Origin of the sequence: Paenibacillus rhizoplanae, from assembly GCF_042684125.1 — a bacterium.
Taxonomy (GTDB): domain Bacteria; phylum Bacillota; class Bacilli; order Paenibacillales; family Paenibacillaceae; genus Paenibacillus_AQ; species Paenibacillus_AQ rhizoplanae.
Map to the genome: position 1 here is coordinate 45,981 of NZ_JBHUKY010000004.1, position 16,141 is coordinate 62,121.

Here is a 16,141-nt window from a genome sequence, read left to right on the forward strand (position 1 = left end):
CCCCCGGGAGGGTTTTCTGTATTCTATGCGATGCCTGCGGCCAGAAGAACCGCACTGAGCCGTGCATATTCTTCAATGCTAAGCGTCTCGCCGCGCCGTGAGGGTTCAATACCGGCCTCAGAGAGCAGCGCCTCCAGGCGCTCACGCCCTTCTTCCGGGAAGAAGCGGGCCTTAAGATTATTAGCAATCGTCTTGCGCCGCTGGGTAAAGGACGCCTGAACCACACCAAAGAAATGCTTCTCGTCCGCTACCTCCACCGGAGGACGCTCTCTGACCTTCAGCCGGATCACAGCCGATTCCACATTCGGCTGCGGGATGAACACGGTACGCGGCACCATACAGACCAGCTCAGGCTCGCTGTAATACTGAACGGCAATACTCAGACTGCCGTACTCCTTGCCGCCCGGAGACGCTGCCATACGCTCAGCAACCTCCTTCTGAATCATCACCACGATATTATCCAGCGGCAGCTTCTCTTCCAGCAGCTTCATGAGTATAGGTGTGGTCACATAATACGGCAGGTTAGCTACGACACTAACCCGGTCCCTGCCGGCGAAATCCTCAGCGAACAGCTCCTGCAAATTCACCTTCAGCACATCGTCATTGCGGATCTTCACATGGGGATAGGGCGAAAGGACGTCCCTGAGGATAGGAATCAGCCTGCGGTCAATCTCCACCGCAGTGACGGCCCCGGCCGTCATCGCCAATCTTTCCGTCAGGGCTCCGATCCCCGGTCCAATCTCAAGCGCACCGGCTGTGCTGTCCAGACCGGCGGCATCCACTATTTTGTCCAGAATATTCTGATCGATCAGAAAGTTCTGGCCCAGGCTTTTTTTGAAGGAAAATTTGTAACGCTGAATTATCGCTTTGGTTCTTGTTGGGGACGAGATGTTCTCGGTACCACTCATGAAGTAATGCCTCCCTGATCAATTTGGGCGAGGGCCTGCGCGAACTCCTCGCGGGTAATGCCGAACATCGCCAGACGTTTGTACAGCTGCTTGCCATTGCAATAACCGATACCGAGCAGATTGCCCAGCTGCATTCTGCGCTCTGCGGCGCGGGGATGCACCATTAGCCCTCCGGCCATGAGCTCATCCAGCCCGATGATGACCGGCGCCCCCTCGAAGGAGGTATGCACATGCTCCAGCGCATGGCGGATGGCCTCAGGCGAAGCGTTCTCTATCCCGATATCCCCTTTGCGGGTTGCATCCTTCTCCGGGATGAAGGCATGCTTGCACCCCGGTACCTTGGCCGCGACAATTTTGCGGATCCGCTCCCCGGCATGATCCGGGTCCGTAAGAATGATTACGCCCCGGCGCTGCATGGCAAGCTGGATCTTGGCAATGACCTTGCGGTCCACTGCCGAGCCCCCGGTTTCGATCGTATCTGCCTCTACCGCCCGCTTAACAGCAACGGTATCGCTTTTCCCTTCAACCACAATCAGCTCTTTAATCATAAATAATGTTACTCCTTACTCCAGAACGCAAAAAGAAGAGGATTCGCTCCCCTTCTTTTTGGCTAAAGAATGTATAAGTGATGAGCGGCAGCTCTCTAAAATTTCGTAAGTGCTTCCCTCACTATATCGTATTAACCGTTAATTTGCAAAAGACTTTACGTTTAGTTCAGCTCCGGCTTCACAGGTCCGATCACATAGAGTGTCCGCGACTTACGTCCGAAATTACGGGCATGGCTCAGTGAATCGTAATAGACATCCACCTTGTTGCCTTTGATGGCACCGCCGGTATCCTCTGCTCGGCGAAACCCTAATCCTTCAATGTACACCCACCAGCCGATTGGTATAATACTTGGATCTACAGCTATAGTGCGGCCTTCCGTTACGCGTGTGCCGGAGGCGGTACGTGTTCCAATACCCGGTTCTTGCGAGGAATACGCGGTCATGGATACGTTCTTAATCATTCTTTTGTACTCAAAATCCACACCAGCTTTACTGGTAACATTGCTGGCCTTTGCACTGGCTTTAGATGACTTGGAGGTTGTTACAGGTTTGGAAACTTTGGCAACAACAGGAGCGGGCTTAGGAAGCGGCTTGGTACCAATGGCAATGACTTTGTCCTTGGTAACCGTCTGTACTTCTTTGCCGATCATGCGCATGGTGGCCAGCTCGCCATCTTGATAAATCTTCTCGATGTGCTGGATCATTACGCCCGGCTTGCCTGCCTGTGCAACTCTTACGGTTCCCTTGGTCAAAGAGGGGTCTGCTGTCTTGATTACCCGGAAAGGCAAATTGGTTGTCCGTTGAACCACATGCTTGTTAATCCGGACAATTTTGATTTCCATGTCTGCAGATACTGCGGTTTCTAGCGAAGGGTAAATCTTGTCTAAGCCTTCCAGGCTGAGGCCCAGTTTGCCAATGGCCTGACCAATGGTATCCTCGGTCGTAAATAACGTCTCGGTCTTCCCGTCTACGGTAAGAGCGAACTTTTGCGCAGTGTTAATCACGATACGGTCGCCGTCTTTTATTTCATCACTAAGGCCAATAGATAATTCATCATGCGCCTGCAGCGAAATCTGTTCCTTAGCCAGCACATCACTGAACAGCGTTTCCCGCGTCTCCAGTGTCTGTACCTGTCCGTCTATTACTAGAGTAATTTCCTTTTTGCTCTGACCGTGTACGTACAGCAGAATTAACAGTGCGATAACAATCGATACCACACCGGCAAGTAAAACTACGCGGGGATTTACTTGCTTCAACCGTAATGCGATAGACCTGCTGGATGATTGCGAATCATGGGATACCTCTGGTTGGAATACGCCCACTCTCTCCATCCTCCTTACATAGCCCCGTCGTCTAAGTTATATCAAGGTGACTGTATCACTTCTGACGAAACTAGGTTTGAGATTGCAACAGGATACGCCCGCATTGCTTCAGCGTTTCCTGCTCATGGATCGCCTGCTCGGCATAGTTACTCCGGATATCTGTTATACAACAGTATGCCGGGAGCATCCGCGTTATTCAAAACAAAAAAAGCCTAAAAAGAGTTCATGGAGGACTCTTTCGTGGCTTCTCCGGTGTCAAAAACGCGGGAATGCTTATGCACGAGGTTTCCTCTCTTACTTGCGCTTACGGGGTTAGCTGTCGGGTTCGGGCATAAGAGAGACGCCCTATCTCAGGTCACCCGCTCACGGCGGTTGCCCTCAAATTCACCCCAAAGACCACGTAAAGAAATCAAATAAAGTCTGCGGCAATTCTGTGTTGTACTCTCATACGTTCATGCGGCAGAGCATTATTGGTTCCCCCGTTCTCCATCCGGAGACTCAGCGAGACGATCCATGAAAAAGTGACTGTCACAGTTACAACAGCTCACTGCACTGAAAAGATGATATCCTGTTTTGATACATGTTGTAAAGGACGATTCAACCACGTTTACGTAAAAAAATGATTAAAATATTGTAATAATCGGCCGTTTTTCGGTCATAAAAGTTTAATATATCCGCTATACTTCATTTTTCATCACTTTTACTCTCATTTTCAGAGTATACCAAATCGTTCCAGTGCGTTCGCATACGTAATTTCCGCCAATTCCTGTAATTCAATCCCTTTTATTGCCGCAGCTGCCTCCGCTACCAGCCTCACATGAGCGGTCTCATTTCGCTTGCCCCGGAACGGGTGCGGAGTCAGATATGGGGAGTCTGTTTCGATGAGAAGCCGGTCCAGCGGAGTCTGGGCAAGCACCTCTTTGGGTACCCTGGCATTCTTGAACGTAATCGGTCCTCCAAAAGAAAGATGGAAGCCCAAATCAAGACACATCTTGGCACTTTCCCAGCTGCCGGAGAAGGAATGCATAACGCCGCCAACCTCGCCCGCCTTTTCCTCACGGAGAATACGGATGACATCTTCATGAGCATCACGGTTATGAATACTAATTGGCATCTTCAGCTCACGGGCAAGCCCGATCTGCTTGCGGAATACTTCATGCTGCACTTCCTTAGGGGAGGTGTCCCAGTAATAATCAAGCCCGATCTCACCGATGGCGACCACCTTGGGATGAGCACACAGGGAGGCGATCCACTCCAGGTCTCCGTCCTTCATACTGATCGCATCCTGGGGATGCCAGCCTACGGCTGCATAAATATAATCATATTTCTCGGCAAGCTGCATGGTGGTCGGTATCGTTTCCCGGTTAAAGCCGATGTTGATCATTTTGCTGACTCCGGATTCCAGTGCTCTGGCAATGACCTCTTCGCGGTCTTCGTCGAATTGTGGAGCATCCAGATGGGTATGTGTGTCGAATAGCTGCATTACATTACATCCTTTCGGCTTGTGATTCTATCTATAATTCCAGAATTCCAGGCTTGATCTGATTATTTGGCAAAAATCTCTGCGATAGACGGCGGCAGCTGTGGAAGGGCTTTCTGCAGCCTGTCCTGCGGAAAATACAGATGGTATCTGCCGCGGTGAATGCCGCTGATAGAGCGTACAATATCCGAAACCTCGGAGATTTCCCTCAACTGGTCATACTTGTCCAGAAGCAGAATCTGCTTGCTGTCAAACCCGTCTCCCGGACGGAACACATCATAAGGAAGATCGGTGGGGAAATCAATTTCCAGGTCATAATCGGGCCGCAGTCCGGCACCGTCGAAGCTGCGGCGGATTTCGTCAATGGTGCCGGAATCCAGATGCTCCATCTCCACATATTTATACAGTTTACGATGGATAAACCGGCTGCACAAGTCGCTCAGAATGTCATCCTCCTCCAGCGTCCACTGCATGAAGGCAGTCTGCATCAAGGCTTCATCGAGCAGCAGATACTGAGCTACCGTCACCTCTCCGCTGAACAGATCACTCAAGGGCTCGATCATGAATCTGAAGGCATACTCCTGCTGCACCAGCTCCTTGGCCCGGCGGAGAATCTGCCGCAGAATAATCTCAGAGCTGCGGGTTACCGGATGGAAATAGACCTGCCAGTACATCTGGTACCGTGACATCAGATAATCCTCAATCGCATGCATCCCTGATTCCTTCACCACCACCCGGCCGTCATAAGGGCGAAGCATCCGCAGAATCCGGTCGATGTCTATGGTTCCGTAATTCACCCCTGTATAATACGCATCCCGCAGCAGATAATCCATCCGGTCCGCATCCAGCGGTCCTGACACCAAATTGACAACAATTTCATGCTCATAGGTTTTGGAGATGACCGAAGCCACTTTACCAGGGAAATCTTCCGCCACATCGCGCAGAATAGCCGTGATCTCCGTATCCTCCAGAATGATGCGGCAGGTCCAGTCTTCATGATCCATTTCGAAAGCTTCTTCTATAGAATGGGAAAATGGGCCATGCCCCAGATCATGCAGCAGCGCCGCACATAAGGTGAGCAGTCTTTCCTCCGGTATCCAGTCCTTGTAACCGCTCCGTTCAAATTGGGAGATAATCCTCCGCGTAATCTCATATACACCTAGAGAATGAGAGAATCGGCTGTGTTCCGCTCCATGAAAGGTTAAGTAAGAGGTGCCAAGCTGCCGGATACGCCGCAGGCGCTGGAACTCCATAGTGTTGATCAGTCTCCAGATAATGGTGTCCTGTACATGGATGTAGTTGTGAACCGGGTCCTTAAATACCTTCTCTTCTGACAAAGGTTGCTTCATGAAATCATCTCCTTTTCTTGTTTTATATAATATATTGTCGCTCTTTGTCGAATATTAGCGATTAAACGACTGCCAAATCGACAAAAATCTTTATAAGCTTTTTGAAGGTAATTTGCTTGATCAATCGCGGTATAAATGTACTCTCAAAAAAATCCTTAAAATTAGCCTGAAAAAAGGTTGACTGTTTTGGGAATGGTTGGTATTATAAATATCATAAAACAGTGAAGAATGTCGAATAATGACGCTTTTGAACATTGAGAGGAGCAACGATTGTAATGATGAAATCAACAGGAATTGTACGTAAGGTAGATGAGCTTGGACGGGTCGTTATTCCAATTGAATTGCGTCGCACGCTAGGCATTGGAGAAAAAGATGCGCTCGAAATTTACGTGGACGGTGAGCGGATCATGCTTAAGAAATACGAACCTGCTTGTATTTTCTGCGGTAATGCTGAGAATGTAACTTACTTCAAGGGTAAAATTGTTTGTCATGAATGCATTTCGGCTATCCCTACCCCTGTGACAAACTAAAATAAATAGGGTATAATAGGACTAATCCAATTGTTAATTCTAACCTTTTTATATCTCCTTGGCCTCCCGTTCGCGCGGGAGGTATTTTTTTGTACTATTTTCGGGGACTTTCCCCGGATGCCCTTTTTCTTTTACTTACTAGAAGTTCAAATCAGAAGTTCAAGCTTGAAGTTCAAAAACTTTATATCTATCTCTTACCCTCCCAAACCCTCCCTAAAGGGAGGGCCCCAAGGGCCCCGGCCCTCTGGACACCCGGAAGCTTAGTGAATCTCTGCAGCTGGCGCGGAAGGAAGCAAGGTTCGGCGGTGAACCGGCCCTTCTCGGCCTCCCTGCGGTGATTCCTCAGACCTTGTCATGCGAAGGGTTTCGGCATAGGCAGGTTTCCTATGCGGCTGGCGCCGGGTGGTTTTGTGCCACGGATGAGCGTAGAGCGCTCTCCCTGCGGGAATTGCTTTACTGTGGAGCGGCTAGTGAATTTGAACATGATTGGGATCGGTTACTTTAGTGAACTAGAGTTAATGGATAATGAAAAATCAGCATGGGTTAACTGGATAACTGTATTCCGTACATCTATTTATTTCCAATTTATCCGTCTGATCATTATAAGTGTACTTTGTACACTTATATCCATATAAATCCTCTTGATGGTTCGTTTCCTATACATATAAGTGTATGAAATACATTTATTTCATTGGGTGTTCAGATGATTATACCCATTTTTAGGTTTTTACTGGAATTCGAAAGCACAGCAGTGTTCTAACTCCGCTCCAGGAGTTCGTTATAAATATCGCGCTTGGACAAGCCGCGGTCGGACGCTGCCTTTTTCATAGCATCCTTACGCGTTAAGCCTGAAGTTTCATAATGAGCCACATGCTCACCGGTACTAAGCTGGCGCCACCAGGAAGATTCGGCCAGCTCCGCCTCCTCTTTACTCTCTCCCTCAAGCACGATTACGTATTCACCAAGCGGAGGATGCTCCTCCAGCCAGGCTATGCACTCCTCGATGCTTCCGCGCAGGAACTCCTCATAGCGCTTGGTCAGCTCACGGGCCAGTGTAATCCGGCGGTTGCCGAAGGCCTCCTGCAAATGAACAAGTGTCTTGGCAACGCGGTGCGGCGATTCATAGAAGAGCAGTGTTCCTTGAGCAGCACGCAGAGGGGCCAGAACAGCCCTTATATCCTTGCGCTCTCTGGGCAGGAAGCCGATGAACGTGAAGCTTGCCGTAGGCAATCCTGAGGCAATCAAAGCCGACAAGGCGGCATTCGCTCCAGGTACCGGAATCACCGGAATCTGATGACTGACAGCCAGAGCTACCAGATCGGCACCAGGGTCGGAAATCGCCGGCAGACCGGCATCGCTGACGAGTGCCAGATTTTTACCTTCTATTATATAGCGTATCAGCTCCGGTCCGCTGGCGGCCTTGTTATGCTCATGATAACTGAACAGCATGGACGGTGTAATTTCAAAATGGCTCAGCAACTTACGCGTCTGTCTCGTATCCTCAGCGGCGATAATATCGCATTCCTTCAGCGTGCGTACTGCGCGGTAAGTCATATCCTCCAGATTGCCGATCGGCGTAGCTACTAGATACAGACATCCGCATCCTTCAGGCTTCGCTCCATCATGATTATTTTGAAAGCTGCTTTGGCATTGTATGGTCATTGGCTCGTATCCTCTTTGTTTCCGTAATAAATATCCATAATCTCAGGGCAATATTGATTGTCCTCATTATATACGATTAAAGGCGGTTGTAAACGCACCTCCGGCTTCCCGTCACGCGCGGCCTCGATCAGAACCATATTTGCTTCCAGATGGGCACGTGGATGCACAAAGCGGATCAGCTTCGGCTCCAGCCGGTGCTTCCGCATCAGACTGATAATATCCACGAGGCGCTGCGGCTTATGCACCATACTGACTTTGCCTCCGGTACGGACCAGCCGGACACAGGCCTGAATGACCTCCTCCAGGGTACAACCGATTTCATGGCGGGCCATCGCCTGATGGGAATTCAGCTTCAGATCGCTCCCGTTCAGCGGCATATAAGGGGGATTCACCGTGATCGCATCGTATACGCCATAGCCCGCTGTAAGATGAAGCTCCCGCAAATCACCCTCATGAATCTGTACCCGCTCCTCCAGACCGTTAAGCGACACACTACGCCGGGCCATGTCTGCCAGACGGGGCTGAATCTCGATTCCTTCTATAGAAGCCTTTGTCCGCGTCGTCAGCAGCATGGGGATGACCCCGTTACCCGTACACAGGTCAAGCACCCGGCCACGCGGCGGTACACTGGCGAACCGTGCCAGCAGCACGGCATCCATCGAGAAGCTGAACACTTCGTCACTCTGGATAATTCTCAGATCATGGGTGAGCAGGTCATCGATCCGCTCTGCTTCTTGCAGGGGTACAGGTGTATTGTTCATTGAATGGGTCATTGTAATCTCCTTCTCTACATTCAAAAAAACCGTAGGCGACAATCTCCTACGGCTGGATATCCTCATTTATTAAGAAAAGAAAGGCAGAACAGACAATCGCCTTCCGTCCGCAAATGCCCAAAGTAGACATTGCAGATATGGAAGCCTTCGTGATACAGCCGGGCCAGATTATCGTAGCCTTCCCCGACAACCTCCTCTTTCCCTTCGGCAGCAAGTATAGCCTCTGCCTCCGCAGACAGTGCGGCCTTATCTACAGGCGCTTCCCTTTTCAATATGATACGAAGTTGCTCGTTCTCCAGACTCAGCTTCTGATTCGCTTCCATCAGCTCTTTGACCGTCTGCTTCCAATCGCCCAGAGTGGTGCGCATCTCATCCATCTGCGCTTCCATCTCCTGCATGTGTGTAAATATATTTTTCTTCTCCAAGTTTCCACCCCGAAAGTAACCTTATAATGGTTTACTTGACGACAACATCATCCATTGGAAGTTCTTTAACTTTACCCACTTCAAACAACTGCACATGAACCGTGCGGCTGCCGGCATTGATACCGACTACCTTGCCGTCACCCAGTGAAGTAACGACCATTTTGCCTACGGCCGGCATTTCTTCCTTCGTGCTCTCATAATTATCATGCTCAAACTTCAGACAACACATCAGCCGTCCGCATAATCCCGAGATCTTGGTCGGGTTAAGCGACAGATTCTGATCCTTCGCCATCTTGATGGACACCGGCTCGAAATCACCAAGCCAGGAGGAGCAGCAGAGCACCCGTCCGCATGGGCCTAATCCGCCCAGCATCTTGGCTTCATCCCGCACACCAATCTGCCGGAGCTCAATGCGGGTACGGAAAATACTGGCCAGGTCCTTCACCAGCTCGCGGAAATCCACGCGGCCCTCGGCCGTAAAGTAGAAAATAATCTTGTTGCGGTCAAACGTAAACTCCACATCCACCAGCTTCATTTTGAGGCCATGATCGCGGATTTTATTTAAACAGGTGGTAAAAGCATCCTTCGCTGCACCCTTATTCTCTTCCACCACGCGCGCGTCGGTTTCACCGGCAATGCGCATGACTTTCTTGAGCGGCAGTACAACGTCAGCTTCCTGCACCTCTTTTTTGCCAACGACAACCTTACCGTATTCGACCCCTCTTGCAGTCTCGACAATCACGCATTGATCGCGTTCAATCGGGAAATCAAGCGGATCGAAATAATATATTTTACCCGCTTTTTTGAAGCGGACACCTACTACGCTGTACAAAAATTAACCCCCTTGTTTGACGGTAAAGGAACCCTTAAGCAAGACTGCTTCCCTGATGATCCATGCTTGTCCTTCCTCGTCCGCTATACCCGGTCTTTCCAGGTGCTGAGGATTATATCCCGGAGGATCTATTATAAATAACCCGAGCCTCTAGCTTTCCAGCCGGATTAAGAACTGCTCCAGACACAGCTGGGCGTTGGCATTGGAACGCAGCTTCCGCTTGCTCTCCGCCGCATATTCCATATAAGCCACCCACTGCTGCGTACTCCTCTGACGGGCAGCCCTCGAAATAAAGTCTAACTGATCTATGAAAACGATACTTTCGTGCTTTCGGTACAGGAAGTAGAGCATATCTTTGAACCATAAGTGGAACATGCTGAATAGAGTGTCCAAATGTTCACCAAGTCCGGTCTTGAACAGCTTCGAACCCGCGGTTGCTACCGCAGTGCTGCCCTTGCCCAGAGACTCCTTCGCTAATTGTAACACTAGATTTCTCATTTCTGCAAACCAATTCTGTGCCAAAAGTTCCCTGCAGCCGTCAAGACCGGCAGTCAGCGACACCGCGCACCGTGCCAGCGGCACCGGAACCCCTTCACCGGACAGCGCCTGAAGCATAATATCCGGATGGAGCGGGCTAAACGGGATGCGCTGGGTTCTGGACTGGATCGTCGGGAGCAGGGAACTGCTGTTATCGGAGATCAGAATGCCTACCGCAGGGGCCGGCGGCTCCTCCAGGAATTTCAGCAGACTATTCGCGGCTTGCACCGTCATTTTGTCCGCTCCTTCTATAATATAAACCTTCGGGTTAATTCCTTCCGAGCGGTAGGAAAAAACACGCTGAAGTTCACGAATCTGATCGATCTTAATGCTCGCCCCATCGGGGCGCAGCAGCGTTAAATCAGGATGATTGCCATGCTCCACCTTGCGGCATTCCAGGCACTCTCCGCAGGCATCATCTTTGCTGGCGGTACAGAATATCGCCTGGGCGAACGTCAAAGCCATCTTCACCTGCCCGCTGCCTGCCGGACCCGTGAACAGATAGGCATGGCTGACAGCATCCTTGCGTAAGGCATTCTGAAGCAGCCGCTTGGCGTCCTCCTGGCCTAATAGTTCATGAAAAGACATATATTCCTCCAAGTTGTCAGAAAGAAAGGTTAATCAGCAGCCCGCGGATCTCTCCGACCCGTCCCAGGAGATCAATCCGGCCCTGCTCGCTGTCCAGCAGATCATCTGCCATATTCAGCAGAGCGGCATCAACCTCTTCGAGCAGCTTGTAGCGTTTGCCGCGGCCCCGCCGGTCCCAGCCCTTGGTATCCTTCAGGATCACTCCGCGGCGGGCCGTCTCCTCCAGAAACCGTTTGATCAGGTTCCGGTAGATGGATAGCTCACGCACAGTCATGGATTTGGAGAGCCGGTCGCCTTGCAGCTGGATATCTTTGATCTGACGGTTCAACTCATCTATAGTTTTCTGCTGGCTTTGCTGTTGAAATACATCGTTGAAGTTTTTTTGCTGGACCGGACGCCTCTCAGCCTCCGTGGTCAGCATTTCGCTTTTTAAGGGCCTGTAGCCCGGGTTGATCTTCATTATGCTCAATAATGCTCGAAACGATCGACGGGAAGTACGAATACGGTAGCTCCGCCCACCTGCACTTCAACAGGAAGCGGCAAATAGGAATCTGTCGTACCGCTCATCGGCGTGACCGGAGTGACCAGTTGCTCGCGCACTTTGCAGCTGTTACGGATTACACTGAGTACGGCATCCACCTGAATATCATCTACCCCAATCAAAAAGGTAGTGTTACCCGCACGGAGAAATCCGCCTGTACTGGCCAGCTTGGTGGCACGGAAGTTCGCCTTCACCAGTTCACTGGATAGCCGGTTGCTGTCTTTATCCTGGATAATTGCAATGATCAAGTTCATCTTCGTATCCCCTCCTATTAGTTATGTTCACAGGCTTTCCGCACAGCATCCATTCAATATGCAGAGAAGCCCTGTTCAATCATTATACCTCTATTGTTTATTTGACAAAACACCTTAGAAATCCTTTAATATCCTGTCCTTCAGTACACGTACAATATCCTGCTCCACCATATGGATGGGACGACCCGCATCAAGCACCACAATCCGCTGCGGATCGGAGCTGGTAACCAGTTCATAGCCCGCCCGCACCTTCTGGTGAAACTCAAGACTCTCCAGATCCAGCCGGTTGACTTCCCGGTTCTGATTGGCGGCAATCCGGGACAGGCCCACCTCGGGATCTACATCCAGGTAAAAGGTAAGATCGGGCATTCTCCCGCCAGTCGCAAACCGGTTAATCCCCCACACCTCTTCGATGCCCAGCCCTCTGGCGTACCCTTGGTAGACTAGACTGCTGTCTACAAAACGGTCACAGAGCACGGTAATCCCCTCCTGCAGAGCAGGCTCGACTACCTCCGCCAGATGCTGGCTTCTTGCCGCCGCATACAGGAGTGCCTCTGTCCGGGCATCCATAGCCGTATGTGCCGGGTCGAGGATAATAGAGCGGATCTTCTCGGCAATCTCAATCCCCCCCGGTTCACGGGTGATTAAGTAGGGCATGGAATGATTCTGCAGATAAGCTGCCACCCTGCCGAGTACGGTTGTTTTGCCGGAGCCGTCGCCTCCCTCCAGTGTAATGAAGAATCCATCTCGCTTCACTTATACTTCTCCGCCCTTCTGAATGTTGTATACCTTAATATGCTGTAAGGCCGGATCAGCACAGGCCTGGAATTTCGCCCCGCCTGTACGCAGGCGGATCAGCCTGTCACAGACAGACGCTGTAATGCTCTCTCCGGGATATAAGAGCGGAATACCTGGCGGATAGGGAATAACCATCTCAGCCGCAATCCTGCCGGCGCTTGCCTCAAGCTCTATGCTCTCTGTCTCTCCAGCAGCCACCGGCCTGGTAGAGAACGCAACCGGAGCCGATACTGCCGGAATGTCGAAATTGTTCCACGTGGAAATATGGCCAGGGGAGGTTACATCCCCCTCCTTGCTATTATATGACGCTGCCTGGGCTGAGGTCCCGCCTATCTGCGGCGCTGCAAAGGAGGTCTGCGCTGCGATGTCCTGCAGCGCTGTCAGCAGCTCCGCTGCCTCCTCAGCCTTCGAGCCGAGGCTGAAGGCCAGAACCACGTGCCGGTCGTCGCTCATCTCCGGCACGATCCCCCGCTCTTCGAGCCTGCGTTGCAGCTCGAAGCCCCCCAGGACCCCTGCGGCGTCATAAATGACCGCCTTAAAGGGGTCCTGGGTCACGTACGCCGCCCCGTGCAGCGGCGGCGTACTCACTTCTGCGGCGCACGCCTCGCCGCAGACAGGCTGCTGCAGCGAAGCCGGCTGCAGCAACCTGAAGCGCGGCAGCGCCGCCAGGCCGCGCCGCAGGACATCCACGGCGGCGAGCCCCGCCGTGAAGGCACCGGCGCCCTGGCTGTGCAGCAGGCGCCTTGCTAGATCAAGCGAAGCCATCACGGGGTACGATGGGCTGGAGCTCTGCACCATGGCCAGGCGCTGCCGCAGCAGCGCGCGGTCAAGCCATGGCCCTTGCACATGCAGCATGGCGCCCATCGTCAGCGCCGTCAGCATCTTATGCGTGGACTGCACCACGCCGTCCGCGCCCCCGGCAAGCGCCCCGGCTGGAAGCGCCGGGTGCTGCCCGTAATGCGCCCCGTGCGCCTCATCCACCAGCAGCGGCACGCCGCTGGTGTGACAGGCCTGCGCGAGGGGCGCAAGGTCAATGCCCATGCCGTAGTAATTCGGCAGGGTAACCAGTACTCCGGCAGCCTCCGGGTAGGCTGCCAGCGCCGCCTGCACCGTCTCAGCAGACGGGGCCACGGCAAGGCCGCTGCCCGGGTCGATCTGCGGCTCCAGGAAGACTGCACGTGCTCCTGCCAGCATCAGTCCATGGATCACGGACTTGTGGACGTTGCGCTGCAAGATAAGCAGCCTGCCGGGCTCAGAACAGACCGTCAGGATCAGAGCCAGATTACCGGCGGTGCTTCCGCCCACCAGCATATAGCTCTCCTCCGCGCCATAACAATCGGCGGCCAACTCCTGTGCTTCCCTTATAACCCCTTCCGGATGATGAAGGTCATCCGTTCCGGTAATCTCTGTCACATCGTAACGCATCACTTCCGTAAGGTACCCTGCACTACTCTCTGTACTGATCGTGCTCCGGTAAGCCGCTCCGTTCTTGTGACCCGGCACATGATAAGATATATTACCCTTATGTCTATATTGTTCCAGCATTTCGTATACAGGTGCCCTGCCAGGCTGTAGCTTGTCCATAGATTCTTCCTTCCCTGGGGGTTACCTTCTATTTTAACGCAAATACACCCAAACGCCTATCACTTCCGCAAAGGACTGCACAAGCAACAAAACGGCTCCCCTCACCCGGTCAGGGCGGAGAAGCCGTTAAGAGGAACCTTCTATTTGCAGCCAACGCGACACAGATCCACCGCCCGCTCTTTATATGTTACTTGTTACAAGTACTGCGCTTCGTGCATTAAGCATGCTTTTGCAGATTGATCTTCTTCATCCGGCTAATAAAAAAGTTGTACTTCACATCCTCAGCTTCCGTACGCACCATCTCACTCTCACAGTCTTCACAGATGAAATGCGTGACAATCACAATGCCTTCTTCCTTTTCCTGCCCGCAGATAATGCAGGCCTGCCCGGTTTGCTGTTCCATTTTCATCCCACCTTGACTCTTTTAAGAACAGTATGGTACACCTTCTATCATTTTAAACCTTTTCATAGTTTTTTCCTAATCCTTAATAGCCTAAAATATATATATTCGCCCGATACCCATTCGGTGAATCTGAGCCCGTTGTTTAACAAAACGCAGGAGCAGGCCGATATTAATAACAAGAGAACTTGCGAGGAGGTCCGAATTTCCGGTATGGAACCAAACACCAAAGGTGCCGCTACATTCTATCAATACAAGCTTATCAAAAAAATTACTATTACAGCATTCCTGCTGCGGGTCTATCTCGCCCTTCCCTTTGTATGCCTTGTGCTCGAAAGTGTCTTTCTGTCCTGGCTGAGTGTCCTGTTCATGATTATAGCCGGACCTGTCATGCTGTGGATTCAGTATGTCATCTCACGCTCTGTGCTGCTAATTAGCGGACACCCTATCGCCAAGCGCTGGAGATTGTCCCTGCGCCTGCCCTGGCCCGGTTACATGCCTGATCAATATATTAATTACGGCATCTTCCGCACCGTACAGCTGCATAACCTCTGGATCGGTCTTTGCATAGCCGCACTCTTCATCCTCTGGGCTCCGCCCGCCTTCACGGCTTCGCTTGCGGTATGTCACCTGTGGCTGCTGCTGCCCCGTCTGTATACGCTGCTGCGCTTGAACAGTGTAGCCAAAGACGGAATGCTCAAGTTCAATGCAGCAGATGCCTCCTATTACGCCCAGTAATCCCAACCAGATATACATAGCCCTGTATTTAAGCGGCCAAGCATGCACACAAAAAATCGCCATCCACAATCGGACGGCGATTTTTTATCTGTTCTTCAAACCTTTGGTCGTGACCTTCTTTTCCTTTGGGATCATTACAATGAAGTAATCATCATGTATAGTTAGGTGTACAATAAGTCCTTCTTTCTGAAAAACACGGGAGCTCCCGGAATCGTCCGCATTCTGATCTTGTTCCTGCTCTTCCCATCCCCACGCTTTAATCGCCTCGAGATAAGGCTCTGGTACGCCCTTCTTCTCCTTCAGCCCCGGCAGGGAGTAACGTACATAGTCCATGGCTACATTTGTAGTTGTTCTGTCGGGAGAGCTTGCCTCTTTGGGAACAGGGAAGTCCTCCTCATTGAGTGCACCGTTAAAAGTATCCCACGCCGGCTCTTTCGTTCCGCAACCCGCCAGCATTACTCCGACTATACAAAGAATAACTAATATCCACAAAGGTTGGGTTCGCTTCATACCTTAAATCCTCCTTACCTCTACCATGCATCTAAAGACGCAAGAAAATTCCAAGTTAGAATTTATACGTAGTTCATTCGTATTAAGGCTTTTGCTTATTTATTGCACTTTTCCATTATACTTGGAACCATCGCCTCGTCGGTAACAAAAATGTCACTCGTTTGTAAGCGTTTTTATATTAATTTTCCGTATCACTACCCGCTTTTTTATATGTGGATATACAAAAAAACCATTGTCGAATTATCGGCAATGGCTCATGTGCTTGGCAACGTCCTACTCTCCCAGGACCCTTCGGTCCAAGTACCATCGGCGCTGGAGGGCTTAACGGTCGTGTTCGGGATGGGTACGTGTGGAACCCCTCC

The 16,141-nt window shown here is 51.3% G+C and carries 18 protein-coding genes, 1 rRNA gene and 1 riboswitch; of the genes, 2 read left to right on the top strand and 17 right to left on the bottom strand.

Features of this window, described 5'->3' with window-relative positions; translation table 11 throughout:
* Positions 1-23 precede the first annotated feature (23 nt).
* The 5 genes from rsmA to ACFSX3_RS01195 form a co-directional block, all read right to left on the bottom strand.
* Positions 24-908 carry a 16S rRNA (adenine(1518)-N(6)/adenine(1519)-N(6))-dimethyltransferase RsmA gene (gene rsmA / locus ACFSX3_RS01175; RefSeq protein ID WP_209994362.1) on the bottom strand — a complete coding sequence of 295 codons (885 nt, stop codon included), beginning with the start codon at positions 906-908 and terminating at the stop codon, positions 24-26.
* On the bottom strand, positions 905-1,456 hold the full coding sequence (rnmV, locus tag ACFSX3_RS01180) for a ribonuclease M5 (RefSeq protein WP_209994361.1): 552 nt from the start codon (positions 1,454-1,456) through the stop codon (positions 905-907). The genes rsmA and rnmV overlap by 4 nt, the downstream gene beginning before the upstream one ends.
* Positions 1,457-1,617: 161 nt before the next feature.
* Positions 1,618-2,778, bottom strand: coding sequence for a 3D domain-containing protein (locus tag ACFSX3_RS01185; RefSeq protein ID WP_209994360.1), 1,161 nt, complete (start codon positions 2,776-2,778; stop codon positions 1,618-1,620).
* A 286-nt stretch (positions 2,779-3,064) separates the two neighbouring features.
* Positions 3,065-3,292, bottom strand: a riboswitch (cyclic di-AMP (ydaO/yuaA leader).
* 198 nt (positions 3,293-3,490) lie between these two features.
* The gene (locus tag ACFSX3_RS01190; protein ID WP_209994359.1) at positions 3,491-4,261 is read right to left on the bottom strand and encodes a TatD family hydrolase; all 771 of its coding nucleotides are present in this window, start codon (positions 4,259-4,261) and stop codon (positions 3,491-3,493) included.
* 62 nt (positions 4,262-4,323) lie between these two features.
* Positions 4,324-5,607 (bottom strand): HD domain-containing protein, encoded by a 1,284-nt coding sequence (locus ACFSX3_RS01195; RefSeq protein WP_209994358.1) that lies wholly within the window; start codon positions 5,605-5,607, stop codon positions 4,324-4,326.
* Positions 5,608-5,882: 275 nt separating this feature from the next.
* Between ACFSX3_RS01195 and ACFSX3_RS01200 the strand changes: the two genes are divergently transcribed.
* Positions 5,883-6,137: an AbrB/MazE/SpoVT family DNA-binding domain-containing protein gene (locus ACFSX3_RS01200; protein WP_019914502.1), complete on the top strand. Its 255-nt coding sequence runs from the start codon at positions 5,883-5,885 to the stop codon at positions 6,135-6,137.
* 756 nt (positions 6,138-6,893) lie between these two features.
* Here ACFSX3_RS01200 and rsmI read toward each other — a convergent pair.
* The 10 genes from rsmI to ACFSX3_RS01250 all read right to left on the bottom strand — a co-directional run bounded on the left by rsmI (position 6,894) and on the right by ACFSX3_RS01250 (position 14,534).
* Positions 6,894-7,799: a 16S rRNA (cytidine(1402)-2'-O)-methyltransferase gene (gene rsmI, locus ACFSX3_RS01205; protein ID WP_209994357.1), complete on the bottom strand. Its 906-nt coding sequence runs from the start codon at positions 7,797-7,799 to the stop codon at positions 6,894-6,896.
* Positions 7,796-8,572 carry a tRNA1(Val) (adenine(37)-N6)-methyltransferase gene (locus tag ACFSX3_RS01210; RefSeq protein ID WP_209994396.1) on the bottom strand — a complete coding sequence of 259 codons (777 nt, stop codon included), beginning with the start codon at positions 8,570-8,572 and terminating at the stop codon, positions 7,796-7,798. Before ACFSX3_RS01210 ends, rsmI begins: the two co-directional genes overlap by 4 nt.
* 62 nt (positions 8,573-8,634) lie before the next feature.
* Positions 8,635-8,997 carry a DNA replication initiation control protein YabA gene (yabA, locus tag ACFSX3_RS01215; RefSeq protein ID WP_209994356.1) on the bottom strand — a complete coding sequence of 121 codons (363 nt, stop codon included), beginning with the start codon at positions 8,995-8,997 and terminating at the stop codon, positions 8,635-8,637.
* Positions 8,998-9,028: 31 nt separating this feature from the next.
* Positions 9,029-9,829: a PSP1 domain-containing protein gene (locus ACFSX3_RS01220; protein ID WP_036696365.1), complete on the bottom strand. Its 801-nt coding sequence runs from the start codon at positions 9,827-9,829 to the stop codon at positions 9,029-9,031.
* Between the two features lie 150 nt (positions 9,830-9,979).
* Positions 9,980-10,954 carry a DNA polymerase III subunit delta' gene (gene holB / locus ACFSX3_RS01225; protein ID WP_036696363.1) on the bottom strand — a complete coding sequence of 325 codons (975 nt, stop codon included), beginning with the start codon at positions 10,952-10,954 and terminating at the stop codon, positions 9,980-9,982.
* 16 nt (positions 10,955-10,970) lie between these two features.
* Complete coding sequence (locus ACFSX3_RS01230) at positions 10,971-11,414, bottom strand: YaaR family protein (protein ID WP_036723982.1); 444 nt, start codon at positions 11,412-11,414, stop codon at positions 10,971-10,973.
* A 5-nt stretch (positions 11,415-11,419) separates the two neighbouring features.
* Positions 11,420-11,749, bottom strand: coding sequence for a cyclic-di-AMP receptor (locus tag ACFSX3_RS01235; RefSeq protein ID WP_036723983.1), 330 nt, complete (start codon positions 11,747-11,749; stop codon positions 11,420-11,422).
* Between the two features lie 114 nt (positions 11,750-11,863).
* Positions 11,864-12,505, bottom strand: a complete 642-nt coding sequence (gene tmk / locus ACFSX3_RS01240; protein ID WP_209994355.1) for a dTMP kinase — start codon at positions 12,503-12,505, stop codon at positions 11,864-11,866.
* A complete protein-coding gene (locus ACFSX3_RS01245) occupies positions 12,506-14,131 on the bottom strand; it encodes an aminotransferase class I/II-fold pyridoxal phosphate-dependent enzyme (protein WP_209994354.1) in 1,626 nt (541 codons plus the stop codon).
* A gap of 217 nt (positions 14,132-14,348) precedes the next feature.
* Positions 14,349-14,534 (bottom strand): sigma factor G inhibitor Gin, encoded by a 186-nt coding sequence (locus ACFSX3_RS01250; RefSeq protein WP_209994353.1) that lies wholly within the window; start codon positions 14,532-14,534, stop codon positions 14,349-14,351.
* A gap of 210 nt (positions 14,535-14,744) precedes the next feature.
* Between ACFSX3_RS01250 and ACFSX3_RS01255 the strand changes: the two genes are divergently transcribed.
* On the top strand, positions 14,745-15,269 hold the full coding sequence (locus tag ACFSX3_RS01255) for a hypothetical protein (RefSeq protein ID WP_209994352.1): 525 nt from the start codon (positions 14,745-14,747) through the stop codon (positions 15,267-15,269).
* A gap of 84 nt (positions 15,270-15,353) precedes the next feature.
* Here ACFSX3_RS01255 and ACFSX3_RS01260 read toward each other — a convergent pair whose 3' ends face one another.
* Positions 15,354-15,779, bottom strand: a complete 426-nt coding sequence (locus ACFSX3_RS01260) for a hypothetical protein (protein ID WP_209994351.1) — start codon at positions 15,777-15,779, stop codon at positions 15,354-15,356.
* Positions 15,780-16,039: 260 nt separating this feature from the next.
* Positions 16,040-16,141: ribosomal RNA gene (gene rrf / locus ACFSX3_RS01265) — 5S ribosomal RNA — on the bottom strand; the annotation flags it as partial.